General features: G+C 49.6%; 16 protein-coding genes. 3 read left to right on the top strand and 13 right to left on the bottom strand.

The window, feature by feature from the left end:
- Window positions 1–38: 38 nt before the first annotated feature.
- The 4 genes from ACWA2B_RS12595 to ACWA2B_RS12610 all read right to left on the bottom strand — a co-directional run bounded on the left by ACWA2B_RS12595 (window position 39) and on the right by ACWA2B_RS12610 (window position 2,613).
- A complete protein-coding gene (locus ACWA2B_RS12595) occupies window positions 39–425 on the bottom strand; it encodes a hypothetical protein (RefSeq protein WP_176715708.1) in 387 nt (128 codons plus the stop codon).
- Between the two features lie 415 nt (window positions 426–840).
- A complete protein-coding gene (locus ACWA2B_RS12600) occupies window positions 841–1,332 on the bottom strand; it encodes a hypothetical protein (protein ID WP_013311697.1) in 492 nt (163 codons plus the stop codon).
- A gap of 141 nt (window positions 1,333–1,473) precedes the next feature.
- The gene (locus ACWA2B_RS12605) at window positions 1,474–1,956 is read right to left on the bottom strand and encodes a hypothetical protein (RefSeq protein WP_069011022.1); all 483 of its coding nucleotides are present in this window, start codon (window positions 1,954–1,956) and stop codon (window positions 1,474–1,476) included.
- Between the two features lie 429 nt (window positions 1,957–2,385).
- A complete protein-coding gene (locus ACWA2B_RS12610) occupies window positions 2,386–2,613 on the bottom strand; it encodes a helix-turn-helix domain-containing protein (RefSeq protein ID WP_007431813.1) in 228 nt (75 codons plus the stop codon).
- Between the two features lie 304 nt (window positions 2,614–2,917).
- Between ACWA2B_RS12610 and efeO the strand changes: the two genes are divergently transcribed.
- Genes efeO through ACWA2B_RS12625 form a run of 3 tightly spaced genes read left to right on the top strand, consistent with a single transcriptional unit; the run spans window position 2,918 to window position 7,019 of the window.
- On the top strand, window positions 2,918–3,796 hold the full coding sequence (gene efeO, locus ACWA2B_RS12615) for an iron uptake system protein EfeO (RefSeq protein WP_069011021.1): 879 nt from the start codon (window positions 2,918–2,920) through the stop codon (window positions 3,794–3,796).
- 4 nt (window positions 3,797–3,800) lie between these two features.
- Window positions 3,801–5,165 (top strand): iron uptake transporter deferrochelatase/peroxidase subunit, encoded by a 1,365-nt coding sequence (efeB, locus tag ACWA2B_RS12620; protein ID WP_069011020.1) that lies wholly within the window; start codon window positions 3,801–3,803, stop codon window positions 5,163–5,165.
- Between the two features lie 24 nt (window positions 5,166–5,189).
- Window positions 5,190–7,019 (top strand): FTR1 family iron permease, encoded by a 1,830-nt coding sequence (locus ACWA2B_RS12625; protein ID WP_069011019.1) that lies wholly within the window; start codon window positions 5,190–5,192, stop codon window positions 7,017–7,019.
- Between the two features lie 214 nt (window positions 7,020–7,233).
- Here ACWA2B_RS12625 and ACWA2B_RS12630 read toward each other — a convergent pair whose 3' ends face one another.
- The 9 genes from ACWA2B_RS12630 to ACWA2B_RS12670 all read right to left on the bottom strand — a co-directional run bounded on the left by ACWA2B_RS12630 (window position 7,234) and on the right by ACWA2B_RS12670 (window position 16,615).
- Window positions 7,234–8,646 carry a type III PLP-dependent enzyme domain-containing protein gene (locus ACWA2B_RS12630; RefSeq protein WP_029518336.1) on the bottom strand — a complete coding sequence of 471 codons (1,413 nt, stop codon included), beginning with the start codon at window positions 8,644–8,646 and terminating at the stop codon, window positions 7,234–7,236.
- Window positions 8,647–8,729: 83 nt separating this feature from the next.
- Window positions 8,730–9,818, bottom strand: a complete 1,089-nt coding sequence (locus ACWA2B_RS12635; RefSeq protein ID WP_029518335.1) for a Gfo/Idh/MocA family protein — start codon at window positions 9,816–9,818, stop codon at window positions 8,730–8,732.
- Window positions 9,815–10,975: a hypothetical protein gene (locus ACWA2B_RS12640; RefSeq protein ID WP_029518334.1), complete on the bottom strand. Its 1,161-nt coding sequence runs from the start codon at window positions 10,973–10,975 to the stop codon at window positions 9,815–9,817. The genes ACWA2B_RS12635 and ACWA2B_RS12640 overlap by 4 nt, the downstream gene beginning before the upstream one ends.
- Before the next feature lie 17 nt (window positions 10,976–10,992).
- Window positions 10,993–12,525: a hypothetical protein gene (locus ACWA2B_RS12645; RefSeq protein ID WP_029518333.1), complete on the bottom strand. Its 1,533-nt coding sequence runs from the start codon at window positions 12,523–12,525 to the stop codon at window positions 10,993–10,995.
- Window positions 12,526–12,574: 49 nt separating this feature from the next.
- Window positions 12,575–13,387, bottom strand: a complete 813-nt coding sequence (locus ACWA2B_RS12650; protein ID WP_029518332.1) for an ABC transporter permease — start codon at window positions 13,385–13,387, stop codon at window positions 12,575–12,577.
- Between the two features lies 1 nt (window position 13,388).
- The gene (locus ACWA2B_RS12655; RefSeq protein ID WP_029518331.1) at window positions 13,389–14,195 is read right to left on the bottom strand and encodes an ABC transporter permease; all 807 of its coding nucleotides are present in this window, start codon (window positions 14,193–14,195) and stop codon (window positions 13,389–13,391) included.
- Window positions 14,185–15,177, bottom strand: coding sequence for an ABC transporter ATP-binding protein (locus tag ACWA2B_RS12660; protein WP_029518330.1), 993 nt, complete (start codon window positions 15,175–15,177; stop codon window positions 14,185–14,187). The genes ACWA2B_RS12655 and ACWA2B_RS12660 overlap by 11 nt, the downstream gene beginning before the upstream one ends.
- A 69-nt stretch (window positions 15,178–15,246) precedes the next feature.
- Window positions 15,247–16,377 carry a hypothetical protein gene (locus ACWA2B_RS12665; RefSeq protein ID WP_039272632.1) on the bottom strand — a complete coding sequence of 377 codons (1,131 nt, stop codon included), beginning with the start codon at window positions 16,375–16,377 and terminating at the stop codon, window positions 15,247–15,249.
- Window positions 16,370–16,615 (bottom strand): acyl carrier protein, encoded by a 246-nt coding sequence (locus ACWA2B_RS12670; protein ID WP_029518328.1) that lies wholly within the window; start codon window positions 16,613–16,615, stop codon window positions 16,370–16,372. Before ACWA2B_RS12670 ends, ACWA2B_RS12665 begins: the two co-directional genes overlap by 8 nt.
- Between the last annotated feature and the right edge of the window lie 12 nt (window positions 16,616–16,627).

Raw genomic sequence — 16,627 nt, forward strand, 5'->3', positions numbered from 1 at the left:
TGCTTCGTGAATGCTTTTTTTTTCGTTAGTTCTGTCGCTTAAGAAAAACGGGTATAGCGCAACAGATGAGCCAGCCGATTGAGCCGTTCTATCTCCCGATCGAACTCATGCAGCGGCTGTCCAGCCAAAGCAGCGTTTGCTCTCAGATCCCGTAGCGGGTTCATTTTCCGACCCATGAGTTTCAGCACCGTGGCCTTCCCCATGTTATTCACCACCACATATTGTGTTAGCGGGTCAAGCTCAATCCACAATACATGATGCTGTTGGAAAAACGACAATAGTTGCTTTTTTAACGCCTCCAGCTCTTCAAGGTCACCTGTGATTTGCGGATGATGATGAAAAGCCACATAGCCCATCACCCGCAGGTCACTTATGATTTGTTCCAAATGAAGCGTTTCGTGTATGTACACATTGTTCGTGCTCATGCGGTTTCTTGCACCATTCGTATGATCTTCCCGGATGACGTTCACCACCTGACTATCATTTATATCAAGCTTTATCTTTCCCCTTTTCCAATAGCTGCACAAGCCAGCAACCTCCAAACCACAATGCACCTACAGCAAAAAAAAACGGTATACACCGTATATAACGTGGTCAGTTCAAACAAGCTATTGTACCGATTAAGCAAGATCCCCCACAAGCATAGCAGAAAATTGCTACCATTTTGCTGATGAAAGCGATGCTTATAGATCCGTTGAATCAAAACAGCCAGGAATCCTATCAACAAAACGTGATTCAGCAAAATACTCCACATTTCCATAAGCCCCCTTTTTCACTATAGCGCAATGGCTTTGAAAAGTCAGGACGTACACAAACCTTGCGAACAAAAAAACAACCGGCTTATACGCCAGTTGTTTCCCGTTCCACAAAATACTTATTGGTCATATAATGGGCCTTGCCTCTGGAAGTATCCACCATTCCCTTTTTGTTGTCGAGAAAAACAATCTCCCGGCATTTGGTGCAGTACCACTTGGTCCGCTTAAAGGGAGATTCTGTAACATACGATGTACCACATTTGCAATCTACTTTAATTAAAGTTTCTGTTGATTTGTAAGCCTGGGACAACTCTTTTAGGCCAGTATCCGGTTGTTGAATGGGGATAATAACCTCCTGATAGCTTGAATACTGATTATGCACTTTAAAATCAGCCACCAGTTCCGCATGCAGTCCAAAGTACTCTTTGCCAATCTCGGTTACAAATTTCTTACCGATTCTGTAACACTCAAGCCATTCCTGTATCTGTTGATTAGACAAAGGCACTGTGCCCTTGATACCACTATTTAATGTGTAAGTCATGATGTATAAAGTATCATCTTGTCTATGTCCGTACATGAGAAGCCTCCTTATAATACACTTGATAATGTACTACAAAGCGCAAAAAACATCAATTTTATTATTTGCCAAAAGACTTATATCATTTGGGTAGGCACACAACAATTGTGAGTATATGGTTAGAAAGCAACTGACAATCTGTCAGTTGCTTTGTCTTTCCACATAGTATTTGTTGGTCATGTACCACGCCTTGCCTTTATCCGTATCCACCATGCCCTTTTTACGATCCAGGAACACAATGTTATTACACTCCTTGCATGACCACTTGGTTCTTTTATGCGGTGACTCCTCTATATAGGAAGCACCACATTTACATTCTACCTGAATTAATGTTTTATACTGGCTGTACGCCTCTACCAGTGGGTCCAGCTCTACAGCTTTGTGTTCCATTACAGGCTGTATTATGAATATGTGTTCTCTCTGCTCCGAGTATTCATTATGTACCTTGAAATCTGCTACCAACTCAGGGTTTAAACCAAAATACTGTTTTCCCACAACCGTTACAAACTTGCTGCCAATTCGATATGCTTTGATCCATTCCTGCACCTGCTTACTGGTTAGGTCGACAGTTCCCTTTATACCGCTGTTCAGCGTATAAGTCATCAAGTGTTGGTTGGGTGTCATATGTCTTAACATTCACCTCCGATCAAGAATATACCACAGGTAGCTCTAGGCAAAAGCTACTTCCTGCTACCTGAAGCAACGAGCTTTTTCTGCCTTGTGATTCTTCTTCAATCCATCTTCCATCCTGTCGTCATGCTGAATACTGTTTTTGTAGGGATTTATATTCTTAGACTATCACCGAATGCATTTCTAGCCTTGTATAACTTTGTGGTAATTCTTCTGATTTGATCACTTCTGCTAGTTTACCATGATCTCCAATGGTAGTTTCTTCCTTCTATATATAGTACATCATTTACACGCAATTTCCCACATATTTCAGCGGTTTAATCGTTTTACTTTTTTATATACCACAAAACAAAAGCCTTCCCGACCACCCTTCATTGTCGAAGGATCATCGAGAAGACTTTGTACCCCGCAAGGAACGAGAGGTCAGATTTTTAATTCGCCAAGCCTGATTAATTCCACGACCGCCTGTGAACGACCTTTTACGTTCAGTTTCTGCATTACATTGGAAATATGGTTTCGGACCGTTTTTTCGCTAATAAATAGCTGTCCGGCGATGTCACGTGTTGTTTTGTCCTGCACGAGCAGTTCAAATACTTCACGTTCACGGTGAGTTAACAAAAACTTGTTTTTATGGTCGTTACCCTTCGTCAATTTCACCCCTCCTTGCTCGGGTTTTGTGTGGTGTAACAAGGTTAAGGGATACAGTCAACACATTTTATGTCATGCGCTTAGGTATGGTTCAATATGCGGATAAAAATGGGCATAGGCACCCTACTAACTCCCTTCGATGGAGGGTTGGACTCTGCGTCTAATTTATGTATTGACAGGCATATGGGCCAGCCTTATGATAAGAAAAACCGCGACTGATAATCATTATCAAAATGATAATTTGATATAGATATCGCAACAGACTATGGTTCAAGGCCAGTTTGGCCAGAAAGGGTGTTCATTGATTATGAAACTACGTTATGCCGTACCGGCCGGAGTGCTGGTCTCTTCTATTCTGTTCGCAGGTTGCGGACAAACCGGAACTACTACTCAACAGCCTGCTGCAACGACCAAAGATGCAGGAGCCACAACACAGACAACGACTCCTGCCGCTTCTGCTCCCAATTTTGATCAAGCGGTAGCAGCTTACCGCACCTATGCCATCGAGCAATGCGATACGTTTGTGAAGAAGACAGAAGAATTCACGAACGCGGTCAAAGCTGGCGAGCTGGATAAAGCCAAGGCGCTGTATGCTCCTGCACGCATGTACTATGAACGGATTGAACCAATTGCAGAAGCGCTGGGTGATCTTGACCCAAATATTGATGCACGTGACGGTGATGTGGATGCAGCGGATTGGCGCGGCTTTCACCGGATTGAAAAAACATTATGGGAAGAAAACACAACCAAAGGAATGGACGAGTTCTCCGACCGACTACTGAGTGATGCCAAGCTGCTGCGCGCCAAAGTAGAAACAGTTAATATTGACGCCAGCCTGATGGTAACGGGTGCAGTCGAGTTGTTGAATGAAGTCTCTACCTCGAAGGTGACGGGTGAAGAGGAACGATATTCCCATACGGATTTGTACGACTTTGCAGCCAATGTAGAGGGCGCACAAAAGATATATGACATTTTGAAAACAGATCTGAACCAAAAAGATGCCGCGTTGGAAAAACAAATCGGTGAGCGCTTTACGGCCTTACAGCAGGAGTTGGCTCCTTTCAAGGACGGAGAAGGCTATGTATCGTATACAAAACTGAAACCGGAAGAAGTTAAAAAGCTGAGCCAAAACCTCGATGCCTTGGCAGAACCGTTGTCCCAAATGGGGAAATTGTTAGGAGTGTAATGATATGAAAGGCTTTAAGCGGCAAAAAGGGCAAGAAAAGCCGCAGTATGCGGAATCCCATAATGAACAGGGCGATCTGGTAAAAAAGGATGCGAAGCTAGTGAAAGATGATCCGTCAGGAAAAAGCAAATCCGTATCACGCCGAGACCTATTGAAGCTGGCCGGGGTAGGTGGACTAGGTCTCCTGCTTGGCGGCGGGGGCGTGGGAGCCGTGCTGTCAGCCGGTCAACGTCTCGAAAGCATGATGACGGATGCGGATACCAAAGATGTAATCCCTTTTTACGGGAAGCATCAGGCAGGTATTGTGACTCCGGCACAGGATTTCATCTGCTTCGCCGCTTTCGATCTAACAACCAGCGACAAGGAACAGGTGCGTAGCCTCTTCAAAGCCTGGACGGAAGCAAGCGCTACAATGACTTCTGGCGTGCTCCTTGGCAACGATAATGAAAACCTCAACCTCCCTCCGTCCGATACGGGCGAGGCGGCAGGATTGTCGCCGTCCCGCACGACGATCACCTTTGGTGTGGGCCCATCCTTTTTTGATGGACGATATGGCCTGGCAGGGCTTAAACCTGCCGGGTTCCGTGATCTGCCCCGTTTTCAAGGGGATGCCCTAGAGGAGCAATGGTGCGGTGGCGATATCGGAGTGCAGGTATGTGCCAATGACTTGCAGGTCGCTTTCCATGCCCTGCGTAATTTGGCGCGTATCGCCAGAGGAACGGCGGTGCTTCGCTGGACGCAGGAAGGCTTTCAGCGGACTGCACAAGCTGATCCTGCGGGAAGCACACCACGCAATTTGCTGGGCTTCAAGGACGGTACGGGGAACCCGGACACCTCCAAGGCAGACGAGATGAATCGGCTGGTGTGGACACAGACCAGTGACGGACCAGCATGGATGGGCGACGGCAGCTATATGGCTGTACGCCGCGTACGCATGCGGGTAGAGGTGTGGGATCGCTCAACATTGGGCGACCAGGAGGATACTTTTGGACGTCATCGCAGCAGCGGGGCCCCACTCGGTAAGGTCAAGGAGTTCGACAAGCTTGATCTGGCGGCCAAAAATCCGGAAGGCAAGCCAGTTACGCCTCCTACCTCTCATGTGGCTTTGGCTCATGGGGACGGGAGCATTAACATTTTGCGGAGGTCTTATTCGTATTCAAGCGGATTGGACAAGCAAACTGGACAGCTGGATGCCGGGCTGCTGTTCATCAGCTATCAGCGTGATCTATTCAAGCAGTTCGTTCATATTCAGGAGAAGCTTGCACGCAATGACAAGCTGAACGAATACATTGTACACAAAGGCAGTGCGGTGTTCGCCTGCTTCCCAGGTGTATCGCAAGGCGGCTACATCGGGGATACGTTATTTTAGCAGCAGGCAAGGAAGGGGATTTATATGAATCGGCGTAATAAAAGCTTGGGATGGGTGTTGGGGTTGGTGGCTGCTCTGCTGCTGACCGTAGCTCCGTTCCTATCCAGCTTCGGGTCGGTCGCTTTTGCACAAACAGATGCCAAAGCTGTCACCAATGATCAGCTGATGCCTGTAGTGGGCGGAGCGCTGGTGGAAGCGGGACAAGCCCAATGGACGGAAGCCTCCAAGGATCTGAAAGAATTCCGCACGCTGTGGGAGGCCGCCAAGACAAATGGTGGAGATTCAGCTCACATCGCGACTGTAGATCAAGCACTCACCGATGCGGAGCAGACACTCGCCAGTGGCGGCGGGGAATCAGCGAAAGCTGCCTTATCCGTGCTAGCGCGCTCGGTCAATGAGTACGTCACTGCTGCCGAAGGGGACAAACCAGCCCCGGCTGGAACCAAAGCAGCGGAAAAACTGCTTCCCATGGCGAAGGGCAGTCTGGCCGCCATGCAAAAAGGCGATTGGGCTGCCGCCCGGGTGGATTACGACCGAATCGTCAAAGCCTGGTATCAGGTAGAAACACCGATTCGTTTGGACAATTTTCCGGTATACAGTTCGCTCGAAACTAAAATCAGTCTCATTCGCATCTCCATGCAAGCTGAGCCCATTCGCCAAGAACAGGCTCTCAGGGAAATGCAGGAATTAACGACTCTGTTGTCTGATTATAGTCAGGGCAAATCTGTGAACACAGGTCAAGGAACGAATACAGGCAATACGGCTACCGGAACGACGAATGGTTCGACAGCTTCCTTGGGCGATGCAGTCACCTTGCTCAAATCCGCACGCCAAGATGCTGTAGCTAATCAATCAGAGCAAGCGGCTGACAAGGTAGTGCAGTTTATCGCTCTGTGGCCTTCTGTCGAAGGACATGTACAAATTGCCGATCCGACGTCTTACACTGCGATTGAAAATGAAATGACCGAGGCTTCCGGATATCTGCTGTCTTCTCCACCGAATACAGACAAAGCCATACAGACTCTTGATCAGATGCTGGACAGGCTCCGTCCGTTGACGGAAGAACGTTCTTACACTGCGTGGGATGCCGCACTGATTTTGCTGCGTGAGGGTCTGGAGGCCATCCTCGTGCTCGCAGCTCTGCTGGCGTATGCCAAAAAAAGTGGCGAAGCCGTGGCTGGACGGTGGATATGGGCAGGAGCTGGAACGGGGCTGGTGCTGAGCGGAATTCTGGCAGTGCTGTTCACCACACTGGTGGCAGCAGCCGCATCGGGCAGCATGCGTGAGCTGCTGGAAGGTGTCACCGGACTGGTAGCAGTCGTGCTGATGCTGACCGTTGGTAGCTGGCTACATAGCAAATCCAATGCTGCCGCATGGAACCGCTTTGTGGAAAACAGCGTGGGCAACGCATTGGCACGGGGAAGCCTGTGGTCGCTATTTGCGGTTTCTGCGCTCGCAATTCTGCGTGAAGGAGCCGAGACAGCTATCTTTTATGTCGGTATGGCTCCAGCCATCGAAACCTCGCAATTGCTGATCGGCATTAGCTCGGCGATGTTTATTCTGGTCATTCTGGCGTTTGCGATCATTAAATTTAGTGTACGGTTGCCGATTCGCGCCTTTTTCCTGACTGCCACTGCACTGATTTACTATCTCGTATTCCGATTTCTGGGCGAAAGTATTCATTCGCTTCAGGTGGCTGGCAAGCTTTCGGGGCACACTGCCTCCTCGCTTCCGTCCATTAGCTGGCTGGGAATGTATCCAACTTGGGAAACATTTGTCCCACAAATCGCTGTACTGATCTTTATGGTATGGCAGCTTGTGCGTCAGGAAATGCGCAGCTCCAAGCAACATTAAGTCGATACTACCCTACTCATCATGTAAAAAAACGCCAAATCACAGGTCCGATTTGTATCGGTTCCCATGAGTTTGGCGTTTTTTTTATATACTTCAGCATTTTGCATCATTCGATTCCCAACGCTCGTAAGTACAATATATAGACGAACTAAAGCGTTTCGATCTATATATTGCTGATTTAAAAACGCTCTTGGGATTTATGCAAAATGCCCACTTATATCACATCCTCAGGCAACGGAATCATGCGCTGATGACGCAGCAGGTCCGTGCGGTCACCGTGTTCACGAATGACATGTACCTCCCCACGAAAATCGAGCAGCTCCGCCGGGGTAGCATGTCCCAGAAATTGTAGTGGACTATAGCTTAATCCATAGGCTCCTGCATTCGGAAAAGCAATATAATCGCCCTCGTGAATCGGAGGAAGCTGCGCTTTTTTCACAATACAATCCTCGGGTGTACAAAGTGGACCGACAATGCTTACCGTCTCCAGCTCCATGGATGCTTCTTCCAAAGGCCCTCCTGTTCGGCTTGCAATCTCTTCTAATGATTGTTCGACAGCAACAGCCGTTTGAGCAGAAACGTCTCTCTGCCCCATCTGTAGGGTTGCTTCCAACTCTCGTTCTTTGGGTTCTTTCGATTCTCCCACTTGCCTGCGCATAATTCGTACCGGGTAGTTGTCCCTAATGCGGCGTCCTCGAAAAGTAGCTGCGGCGTAGTGATTCATGCCACCATCAGCCACGACAAACTTCTCTCCCTTGGATTCCTTTGTATACAATGCTCGGCAGACATACATGCCCGATTGAGCAACCAGATACCTGCCGCTTTCGATGATTAGTTTAACCCCGGGCATGCGGGTTCGGGTCTGCTCCGCGAGTGCGTTCAGTCCGTCAATGACGTGATCCATATCGAGCGGCTCCTCATGAGCAAAATAAGGTACGCCAAACCCGCCGCCCAAATTGATCGTATGCATTGCCACACCATACTGAGCCTGTACCCGTTCTGCCAACTGCAGCGTATTCGCAAATGAAGCTAAAATCTGATCCGATTTCAACATTTGCGTACCTGTATATACCTGAATACCTTGAAAATGGACGTGTGGGCAATCTTCCAGTACCTTAAAAAAGTGATCCAGCTGTCCTTCATCTACTCCAAAGGGGCGCGGAACGCCGCCCATCTTAATCGTTGCTCCAGACAGATCGTTATCAGGATTGATGCGAACCGCTGCCCTGACAAGCTGGCCCGCTTGGGCCGCAATGTCCTCCAGCAGACGCAGCTCCCTCACCGATTCGACATGAATACAGCCGATTCCATAGGCTATCGCCTCGTTCAGCTCGGCTACTGTTTTTCCCGGTCCGGCGTACAGCACGTCTTCCGCAGCATACCCGGCCTCCATAGCGACGAACATTTCTCCGGCCGAAGCAATCTCAACACCACAACCTAACGAGCGCAGCAACCCAGCCAAGGCTACGTTACCATTAGCCTTGAGCGCGTAATGTACACGCACAGCCGGGTGCAATCGGGACAGCAACGAGCTGACATGAGCATGCAGCGCGTCCCCGTCATAATAGTAAAATGGCGTCGGATGCTCGCCGAATCGTTCCAGTAAGGCTTCGTCCTTTTTATCCATCTACTGAATTCCCCTCCTCTCTTTGCCTTGATACTCCGTATTTTGCATCATTCGCTTCCCACCGCTCGAAAACACAATCATGCTCATACTGCATAGATCGTCTCGCCCGAGCGTGCTGCTTCATGAATGGCTGCCAGCAGTCTGACGCGTTCCGCAGCCTCGCGAAATGGTATGGGCTCCGCTTCTCCCCGGATGATACCGCAAAAGGTATTCAACTGATTGACATAATAGTTCATAGGCTCGAAAACCGTTTTGGTATACGAAGATGTCTGTGATAACACAGGCAGTGCGTCCGCATCCGCTATATTTGACGCGATATTCTTTTTGATCTCCGTCTTGAGTGTCATTTTATAAAAGCCTAAATTTGCTCGAAAGCAGTCCTTTAAAGTGACTACTGCCGAATCAAAGGTCAGTACATGAGCACAGCGATAAGGGCGCTCGAATGAAAAGAGGGCAGATGCCTCCAATCCACTCGGATAACGGGCTTGCGCACGAAATGTCCAGTCACAGCCATGAGGACCATTGAAATCCGATTGACTGTGGAATTCCGCCTGATCTAATCCAACGACGGCCTGGAGCAATTGGAGCCAGTACACGCCTAAATCCCAAAAACATCCCCCACCCTGCTCCGGACGGGATCTGTAATTGTCCGCATGCCCTTCTTTTGCCGGAATACATAAACTCGTCTCTATGGAGCATAAACGACCATAACGCCCCGATTCTACGATCCTCCGCAGCTCACGCTGCCACGGATGGTGCTGCACCATGACACCCTCCAGCAGGTGAACGTTACTCTGCTCGACTATAGCTGCCAAGGGTGCCAGATCAGCCGTATTCAGGCATAACGGCTTTTCCACCAGCACATGCTTATGGGCCCGTAGTGCTTTGCCAATCCACTCGGCATGCAAGTCGTTGCTGAGTGCAATATATACAGCGTCGATCTCCGGGTCCTTTAGCATATCCTCAGCATGCCGATAAACGACACTGACGCCAAAACGATCTGCCATTTCTCCTGCCTTGGCAACCGTGCGGTTCGCAAGCGCGGTCACGCGTGCCCCTGCAACATGTCGGATCGGTTCCAGCAACGCACGGGGAGCAATGGCAGAACAGCCAATGATCCCAAAGCGAATATCTCGCATCGCAGGCTCTTGCGCAGCCGCCGCAGCGTTCATGACCCCTGCTCCATTCCCGGTGAGCCTGCTAACATTTGGATGCTATTCACATAGGACTCTATATAACGCGGCGTTCGACTGCGCAGCTCTACGATCCTGCGATGCATATCCTCCAGTATCTGAGCACTGCCGTCATAGGTTTGTATCCACGTATCGTACCGCATACCAAGTCCCAGCCGTTCCCATAGATCTGCATTATGCTTTTCATGCACACCAAATGGCTCCAGCATGATGAGTGGAGTGGCTGTAGCGAACGAATCGGTTAGGCTGCCACCTCCTGGCTTGCTGACAATGGCCTGGACATGACAGGCTTGGTCCAGCATGCTATGGTAATCCGGTCCGACCTGATACACGGTCTTCTCGCCCTTTTTCACCTCTCCGAAAGGTGGAAATGTATGCTCCCCGGCTTCATTTCGCTGCCATGTCCTCCACTGCGGATCCATCTGAAAATAGCGTATACTGTCCCGCTGTTCATCCGGTTGATCCTGATCATACAACAGCAGATCCAGCTCCCAGCCCGCTTCTTCTAACCGTCCAACCTTGTCACGGTAGGTGCCCATCCCCCAACCGCCGCCATGTACGAATAAGCGGGATTGCCGTTCTTCAAACGGAACATACTCCACAGCCGGAATATCAATATAGTAGCTGACTCTATTGTTATCATTTTCAAAAAAGGTCGTTTCTCCACAGCCATCTGCAAAATGCGGATTATGCTTGGCTAGATTCTTCCAAGATGGGGAAGGCGTCGAATCCATGTACACGATGTCCACATGCACCGATTCAGGTTCTCTGCGCTTGCGATACTCTTCCAACACATACATCCAATGACCGGATAAGCATATAAAATACCGCCGATCCTCCTCCATCCATTGGTTCAACAGCACTTCCATCGCAGCGAGATCCAGTGAATTACGCATATCCTGCGGAACCTTCTGCGACATTAAGGCCACCGCAAAATTGTCATGGTAAGCTTTGCGGCTTTTGTCGACCTTAAGACGAGCCGATTCCGGCAGTACATTTTCAAATACATGAATCGCCGTATCCATGCCCAGCCTGCGAAGACCCGCTTGCAACAACAAGCCAGGGGTATAAAAGCCCAATCCGAAACCGGAACATAAAATCGTTACCTTCATAAGCTTATCGGTACTCCTACGCATGCTCATACGCCTCCCGTTTAATTCAGCACTGTAAAATGATGCTCTGCCAAAAAACGCTCCAGCTTTGTAGTCAATCGCATTTTTTCCTCATCGCTCGCGGCAACCAGTTCCAAATAAAGGCGCCCCTTGCCTCGTGCCCGTTCGCTTCCAGCGGTTTCTTTTTCACCATTCAAGTCCGGCTTAGCCGTGCCATTCCCTTCTGATCCGCCACCGCTGGCCCCAATTCCGCTCACACGAACCTGCTTGGCAGGCGATCTGCCTCCGCGCCCGGTTGCATTTCTGCTTGGCGTGCTTGTATGGCCCACAATCTTGTTCTCGCCATCTCGTCCACCTGTGTTCACATATAACGTATTGGCACCCAGAGGCATGACACCTTCTTCACGTTCACCTGTGAACAGCAATCCTTCACCTTTCAGCCCCTCCAGCAGTTCTTCATAGGATAGACTGCCATCATGGGACAGTGAATAATTCGTCAGCGTGCCACGCATATTTTTTCCGGCCAGAAAAGTATCAAGCTGATGCTTGATCAAGCTCATCGACTTTCTGGCATTAATTTCGATAATAGGCTCCAGCTTCCCACCACGAAGTGTCATGGAATCAATGCAAACATCGCCGTAATAACCATCCTGATACAATTGCCGCCCCACGTCCTGCATTAAGCTAAAATAGCCCTCGCGCTCCAGTCGCTCCAAAAAAGCCCCGTCCGGCGACAAGGATTCCCGATAGGAGAATTGTGTGTTAGCCAGCCATTGTACAGATATGATATCGACACTTCCATTATCACCAATCGTAAATTGGCATGAAAAATCCTGCTCTTTCTCCTGGAAAGGCTCCAAAAGGAAAAGCACCTGTTTGCCTTTGCGCTCCTGTCCACGTAAATACGACACGATCCGGTCCAGCATTTGTGTCGAGGTAATGTGCAGGTTTCCTTTGCCCGATACGCCAAAATCATCCTTGATTAAAAAGCTTCCATCCCGCAGCAGCTTACGCCCCGCCTCAGCGACATCTGCAAACGAAGTCACAATATAACCCGGGTTGCGCAGACCAAGGCTGCGTTTCAGATCAGAGGAATACGTTTTGGCATTTACCTTGCGAATCGTTTCCAGCGGTGGCTGATGTAGTGTTATTCCCCAAGCACGTGCAGCCTCCTCCACATGCGGTAAACCCGCAAACGGGCTAAGCACACAGCCTTCCAGTTGAGGAAATCCCTCTCCGGCATCGGCCTTGCGACTACCCAGCAGTTCAAATACGGAAGCGGTCGATACATTGCCTGCACGCTCCATGCCATCGGTCAAATCCCGTTCGTTGACAGCCGGATGAAAGCCCAACTGCGCGATATACTGACGATGTACGGGCGAAATGGCATAACGGGTCAATAACGCATCTCCCGGCTGGCAAAAGCTGAACAGCAGTTCATCCATGGCTGCTACAATCGCTGAAGAAGCCCGGTCAGGCAGGGCTGGCAGGGAAGCTAACTGGGCATCCCGCCAGTAAGCCTCCGCTTCGAATGTTCCCATATACAAATGACGCTGATTCGGTATCGCATTCATATGATTCGCTTCCTTTCCTGCTTCATTATTGGCCCACTACACGGTAGCGCTACTGACTCGCGCTCGTATAATCACGTAGAGCAAACTGCCATATCAGGCGGATGATCGCCAGCAGCCAGAGAGGTGCGAGAAATGCCCATACCACCAACCCGGGTTCCATTTTGCCGAGAATGAACATGGGCGGAAAATTACAAATGACAAACACCGGAAGCACGAACAAACCGATACGCTGAATCAGATTACTGTACACGGCCATCGGCACATAGTTTGTCTCGAAAATGCTGTTGGACAGCTCCGTAACGCCGTTCGTGCGGATAATCCAGAAGGCCAGCAGTTGGGGGAGCAAAAATACGGAGTATGCCGTAAGCACTCCGCATCCGAGCAGCACAGAGAACCCTCCTGCGGTTTCAAAATTAAACGGCAATCCGAGTCGATACCAGCCGATCCCCGTCATAATTCCGCCGCCAATTACATTTGGCACGGTATAGCCCAGTTCAAATTGACGCAGTGTCACCATAAATTGCAGCGATACGGGTTTGGTCATGAGCACATCCAGTGAGCCGGTACGAATTTTGTCAGGCAGGCTTGTAAAATTACTGTAGAACAATCCACTATAAAATCCGCTCATCATCGTAAACACGCCGATATATAACAATATGGCGTCAGGAGACCAGCCGTTAATGTCCGTCCCGGCGCGGTATGGTACCGATGCGTACAGCAGCTTGATGAGTAAATAAGCCGTTTCAACCAGAAATGCAGTTATAAAATTAATGCGGTATTCCATCTGCGACATGACGGAAAACTGGACAAACTTCCAGTACAGTCTGATGTAGCGCCTAACGTTTCGGAAAACATTTTTCATGTTACCCCCCCACCGAGACAAAGCGTTTGACCCCGGCTTGCCACACCCAGCGTGATAGGGCCGCCAGCGCTACAATCCAGAGCCATTGTACGCCAATGCCTTTAGCGGCTTCCAGTACAGTCAGCTTGCCCGTCAACGCATTCACCGGAAAAAATACGGTGTAGCTGAACGGTAGCAGACTGAACAGACGGGCCAAAACATCTCCAAAAATCGTCAGCGGAAACACGGTACCGCTAGCTACATAAATGACAAGCGACAGCGTATAAAATAGTCCCGCCGATTCCGTCACCCAAAAGGCTATGCCGCTCAACGCATAATAGACCACAAAATTAAGCACAAGCGCTCCCGGCAACGCCAATATGTAAAGCAAGATGTACGATAGCCCGAAGCTGATTTGTCCTTCCAGGCTAAGACATAACAGCAAAATAGCAGCCGCCAGCAGCACGACCGCGGACTGTATGACTTTGCCTCCGATAAACCGGCAAAAACGGTAAGCGAAATAATGCACAGGCTGTACCATGAATTTTGCCAGTCCACCTTCCTTGATATCTGTAGCAATTTCGTATTCAAAGCCCGTAGCAATCAGTTTTCCAGTGACTCCCGCCATGACCACATACACTAGCATTTCTGGCAGAGAATAACCCAGCACTCTTGCTTGTCCCGAAGAACCAAATACAGCTAGCCAGAGAAAAATTTGCGTCATGATGGGCAGCATAAATCCCGCCATTTGGAGCCAATAATTAGCCCGATACTCCATTTCGTTTTGCATGCCGAGCTGGAGTACCTTCACATATTTGTTATTTCGCATCGGCCAGCCTGCCCCCATCGTACAAATTGGCTATCCCCTCTTCCAGCGGGACGTCCTCAATCGTAAAATCAACGACAGGCAGTGCGTCCAAAATCTTTTTGGACCAAGCCAAGGTATCTTCTGCATCCAGCTCGAATACCGCCTCCAGCTCCGAGTTGGAGCGAAGTTTGCCGAGGCTCGCCAACGTTAGGTTGGATACAGGGGTCTCCAGTCGAACCTTGAGCAATTTACGGGCACCGATGACCTCGTTCACCTTGTGTAAGTCTCCGTCATAGACCAATCTGCCCCCGCTGATAATGATGGATCTACTGCACAAATCCTCAATATCCTTCATATAGTGGCTTGTCAGCAGGATGGTCGTCCGGTGCGTGCGGTTATAGGCTTTGAAAAACTCTCGAATTCGCCGCTGAGAAACAAGGTCCAGTCCGATGGTCGGCTCATCCAGCAAAATGACCCGTGGACGATGCAGCAGCGCGGCGATCAGTTCCATTTTCATACGCTCGCCGAGAGACAGCCGCCGAACCTGCACATGAAGCTGCTCCTCCACCCCAAGCAGAGTGACCAGTTCATCCAGTGCCTCTTTATAACGGTTTTCATCGATTTCATAGATAAGCTTGTTCAGCTCGAATGACTCGCTTGCAGGCAAATCCCACCAGAGCTGGTTTTTCTGTCCCATTACAATGGAAAATTGACGTTTAAACTCTTTTTGTCGTTTCCACGGGGTAAAGCCGAGTACCGATGCCTCCCCGTCCGTGGGATGGAGAATGCCAGACAGCATTTTGAGCGTCGTTGTTTTGCCTGCCCCGTTTGGACCGAGAAATCCGACAATTTCCCCCTCCTCAATGCTAAAGCTGACATTTTGCACAGCCTCTTTGGTCAGCTGCTCACGCCTGAACAAGTTTTGCAACGATTTGCGCACGCCCGGCTCCTTTTTGTAGTACGTAAATGTTTTCGACAATTGGTTTAATGTAATGGACGGCAATTAATCCCCCTCCTCTTTCCTCTGTGCAGGACACCTGGATGAACGGTCTGATACGACCGAATGCTTGGACTACTCGGCTGCTTGCTCTGCTAAAATCATCAGTTCCTCCAGCATATGCCGCTGTCTTTCAATTAAATGCAAAGCTCGTTCCGTAATCTCAGGCATCCGATGCTTGCGCAGTTGAAGCCCTGTTTTGTAAATATGCAGATTAAGCTTGTGCCAATCCGCGTACAGCCCCTGTGCCAATTCAATTACATGCTGTGTTTGTGGCCCCAGCGTGGCTTGGTGCAGCAGGCAATAATCAGCTGTATAATCCGTCAAATGAAGAGCACTGCCCAATCGCAGATTGTAATAGATTTCATGACAGTACGTCCGAAAATCCTGATCCTCCATGTCTGCCAACAGACGGAAGTCATCAACAAATGCCCGGTACCCCTCATCTCCCCGCTTGACCTGCTTGCCTGTTACAGCTTTCCCCGTTTGACTGACCGACTCATTAGACGTAGGTACGCCTCTCCAGATGGCTTCGTGTCCAGTCAAATACTGTCGTATATGGTGAGCACACGCAGCATGCATCTCACTTGGCGAAAGCGGGGCAGGCTGCTCCACCAGCCATGCATACTCAATAATGCCCTGCATCAGATCGTCGAGCCGGGCTGAGCCCACATAAGTCATGGCATGTCCCGAGGAATCGAGCAGGAAGCTATCATTCACCTGTGCTGTCCGTTCTTGCAAGTCCAATCCGCACAACTCTATCACGTGGCCCCTTGGGTAATTTTTCACATATACATCGTGATAGGTTAAAGCGGTGCTTGACGTATGCAGCATGGTACCGTAGCCCGATGTGAGTACCCGCAACAGGTCGGTTTCATCACTGACACCAGCGACCCACGGTTCCACCCGAATAACAGGTCCACCACTGGCTGCCATTTCTTGAAGCTGCTCCGGATATTTCTCAGGCCCGAAGCGCTTCAAATCTCCACCATACTCTGCGCACATACTCCCACACAGCATGAATAGCTCGGATTCGGCCATGGTCACCCCGTACCTCCGCAATGAGGTACGCAGGGAAGAATATACACAATGCTTCCCTGGAAGAGCGTTTGCCACTTCTTCTGCACCATAGTCCACAACGGAATTTTGACGAGTCTCCATATCGGATCCCTGCATCAACCTTGTCTTTTCGGCGCCCTTATGCATATTTGCTCAGCAGACGCTCAATGCCTTGCAGTGTAGATAGATGCTCCAGCACTAGATCGTCGTCCTCCATCGTAATATCAAGCTCATTTTCCAACTCTACGATTAATTCCACAGCGGATAAGGAATTCAGCCCCAAGGTTCGCAAATCCTGATCCGGAGTCAACTGTTCCAGCTCGCCCGGAGCCAGCTTCAAAATCTTTTCCAGCAAGGGTACTACATGGTATACATCTGTTTTCATTTTTGATTCCCT

Source organism: Paenibacillus sp. CMM36 (genome assembly GCF_053570945.1).

Bases quoted from the DNA above. Each gene is read 5' to 3' on its own strand.
- efeB (WP_069011020.1), top strand. From the start codon at position 3,801: ATGAAAGGCTTTAAGCGGCAAAAAGGGCAAGAAAAGCCGCAGTATGCG.
- ACWA2B_RS12595 (WP_176715708.1), bottom strand. From the start codon at position 425: ATGAGCACGAACAATGTGTACATACACGAAACGCTTCATTTGGAACAA.
- ACWA2B_RS12605 (WP_069011022.1), bottom strand. From the start codon at position 1,956: ATGACACCCAACCAACACTTGATGACTTATACGCTGAACAGCGGTATA.
- ACWA2B_RS12640 (WP_029518334.1), bottom strand. From the start codon at position 10,975: ATGCGTAGGAGTACCGATAAGCTTATGAAGGTAACGATTTTATGTTCC.
- ACWA2B_RS12635 (WP_029518335.1), bottom strand. From the start codon at position 9,818: ATGAACGCTGCGGCGGCTGCGCAAGAGCCTGCGATGCGAGATATTCGC.
- ACWA2B_RS12650 (WP_029518332.1), bottom strand. From the start codon at position 13,387: ATGAAAAATGTTTTCCGAAACGTTAGGCGCTACATCAGACTGTACTGG.
- efeO (WP_069011021.1), top strand. From the start codon at position 2,918: ATGAAACTACGTTATGCCGTACCGGCCGGAGTGCTGGTCTCTTCTATT.
- ACWA2B_RS12665 (WP_039272632.1), bottom strand. From the start codon at position 16,377: ATGCATAAGGGCGCCGAAAAGACAAGGTTGATGCAGGGATCCGATATG.
- ACWA2B_RS12600 (WP_013311697.1), bottom strand. From the start codon at position 1,332: ATGTACGGACATAGACAAGATGATACTTTATACATCATGACTTACACA.
- ACWA2B_RS12655 (WP_029518331.1), bottom strand. From the start codon at position 14,195: ATGCGAAATAACAAATATGTGAAGGTACTCCAGCTCGGCATGCAAAAC.
- ACWA2B_RS12625 (WP_069011019.1), top strand. From the start codon at position 5,190: ATGAATCGGCGTAATAAAAGCTTGGGATGGGTGTTGGGGTTGGTGGCT.
- ACWA2B_RS12645 (WP_029518333.1), bottom strand. From the start codon at position 12,525: ATGAATGCGATACCGAATCAGCGTCATTTGTATATGGGAACATTCGAA.
- ACWA2B_RS12670 (WP_029518328.1), bottom strand. From the start codon at position 16,615: ATGAAAACAGATGTATACCATGTAGTACCCTTGCTGGAAAAGATTTTG.
- ACWA2B_RS12630 (WP_029518336.1), bottom strand. From the start codon at position 8,646: ATGGATAAAAAGGACGAAGCCTTACTGGAACGATTCGGCGAGCATCCG.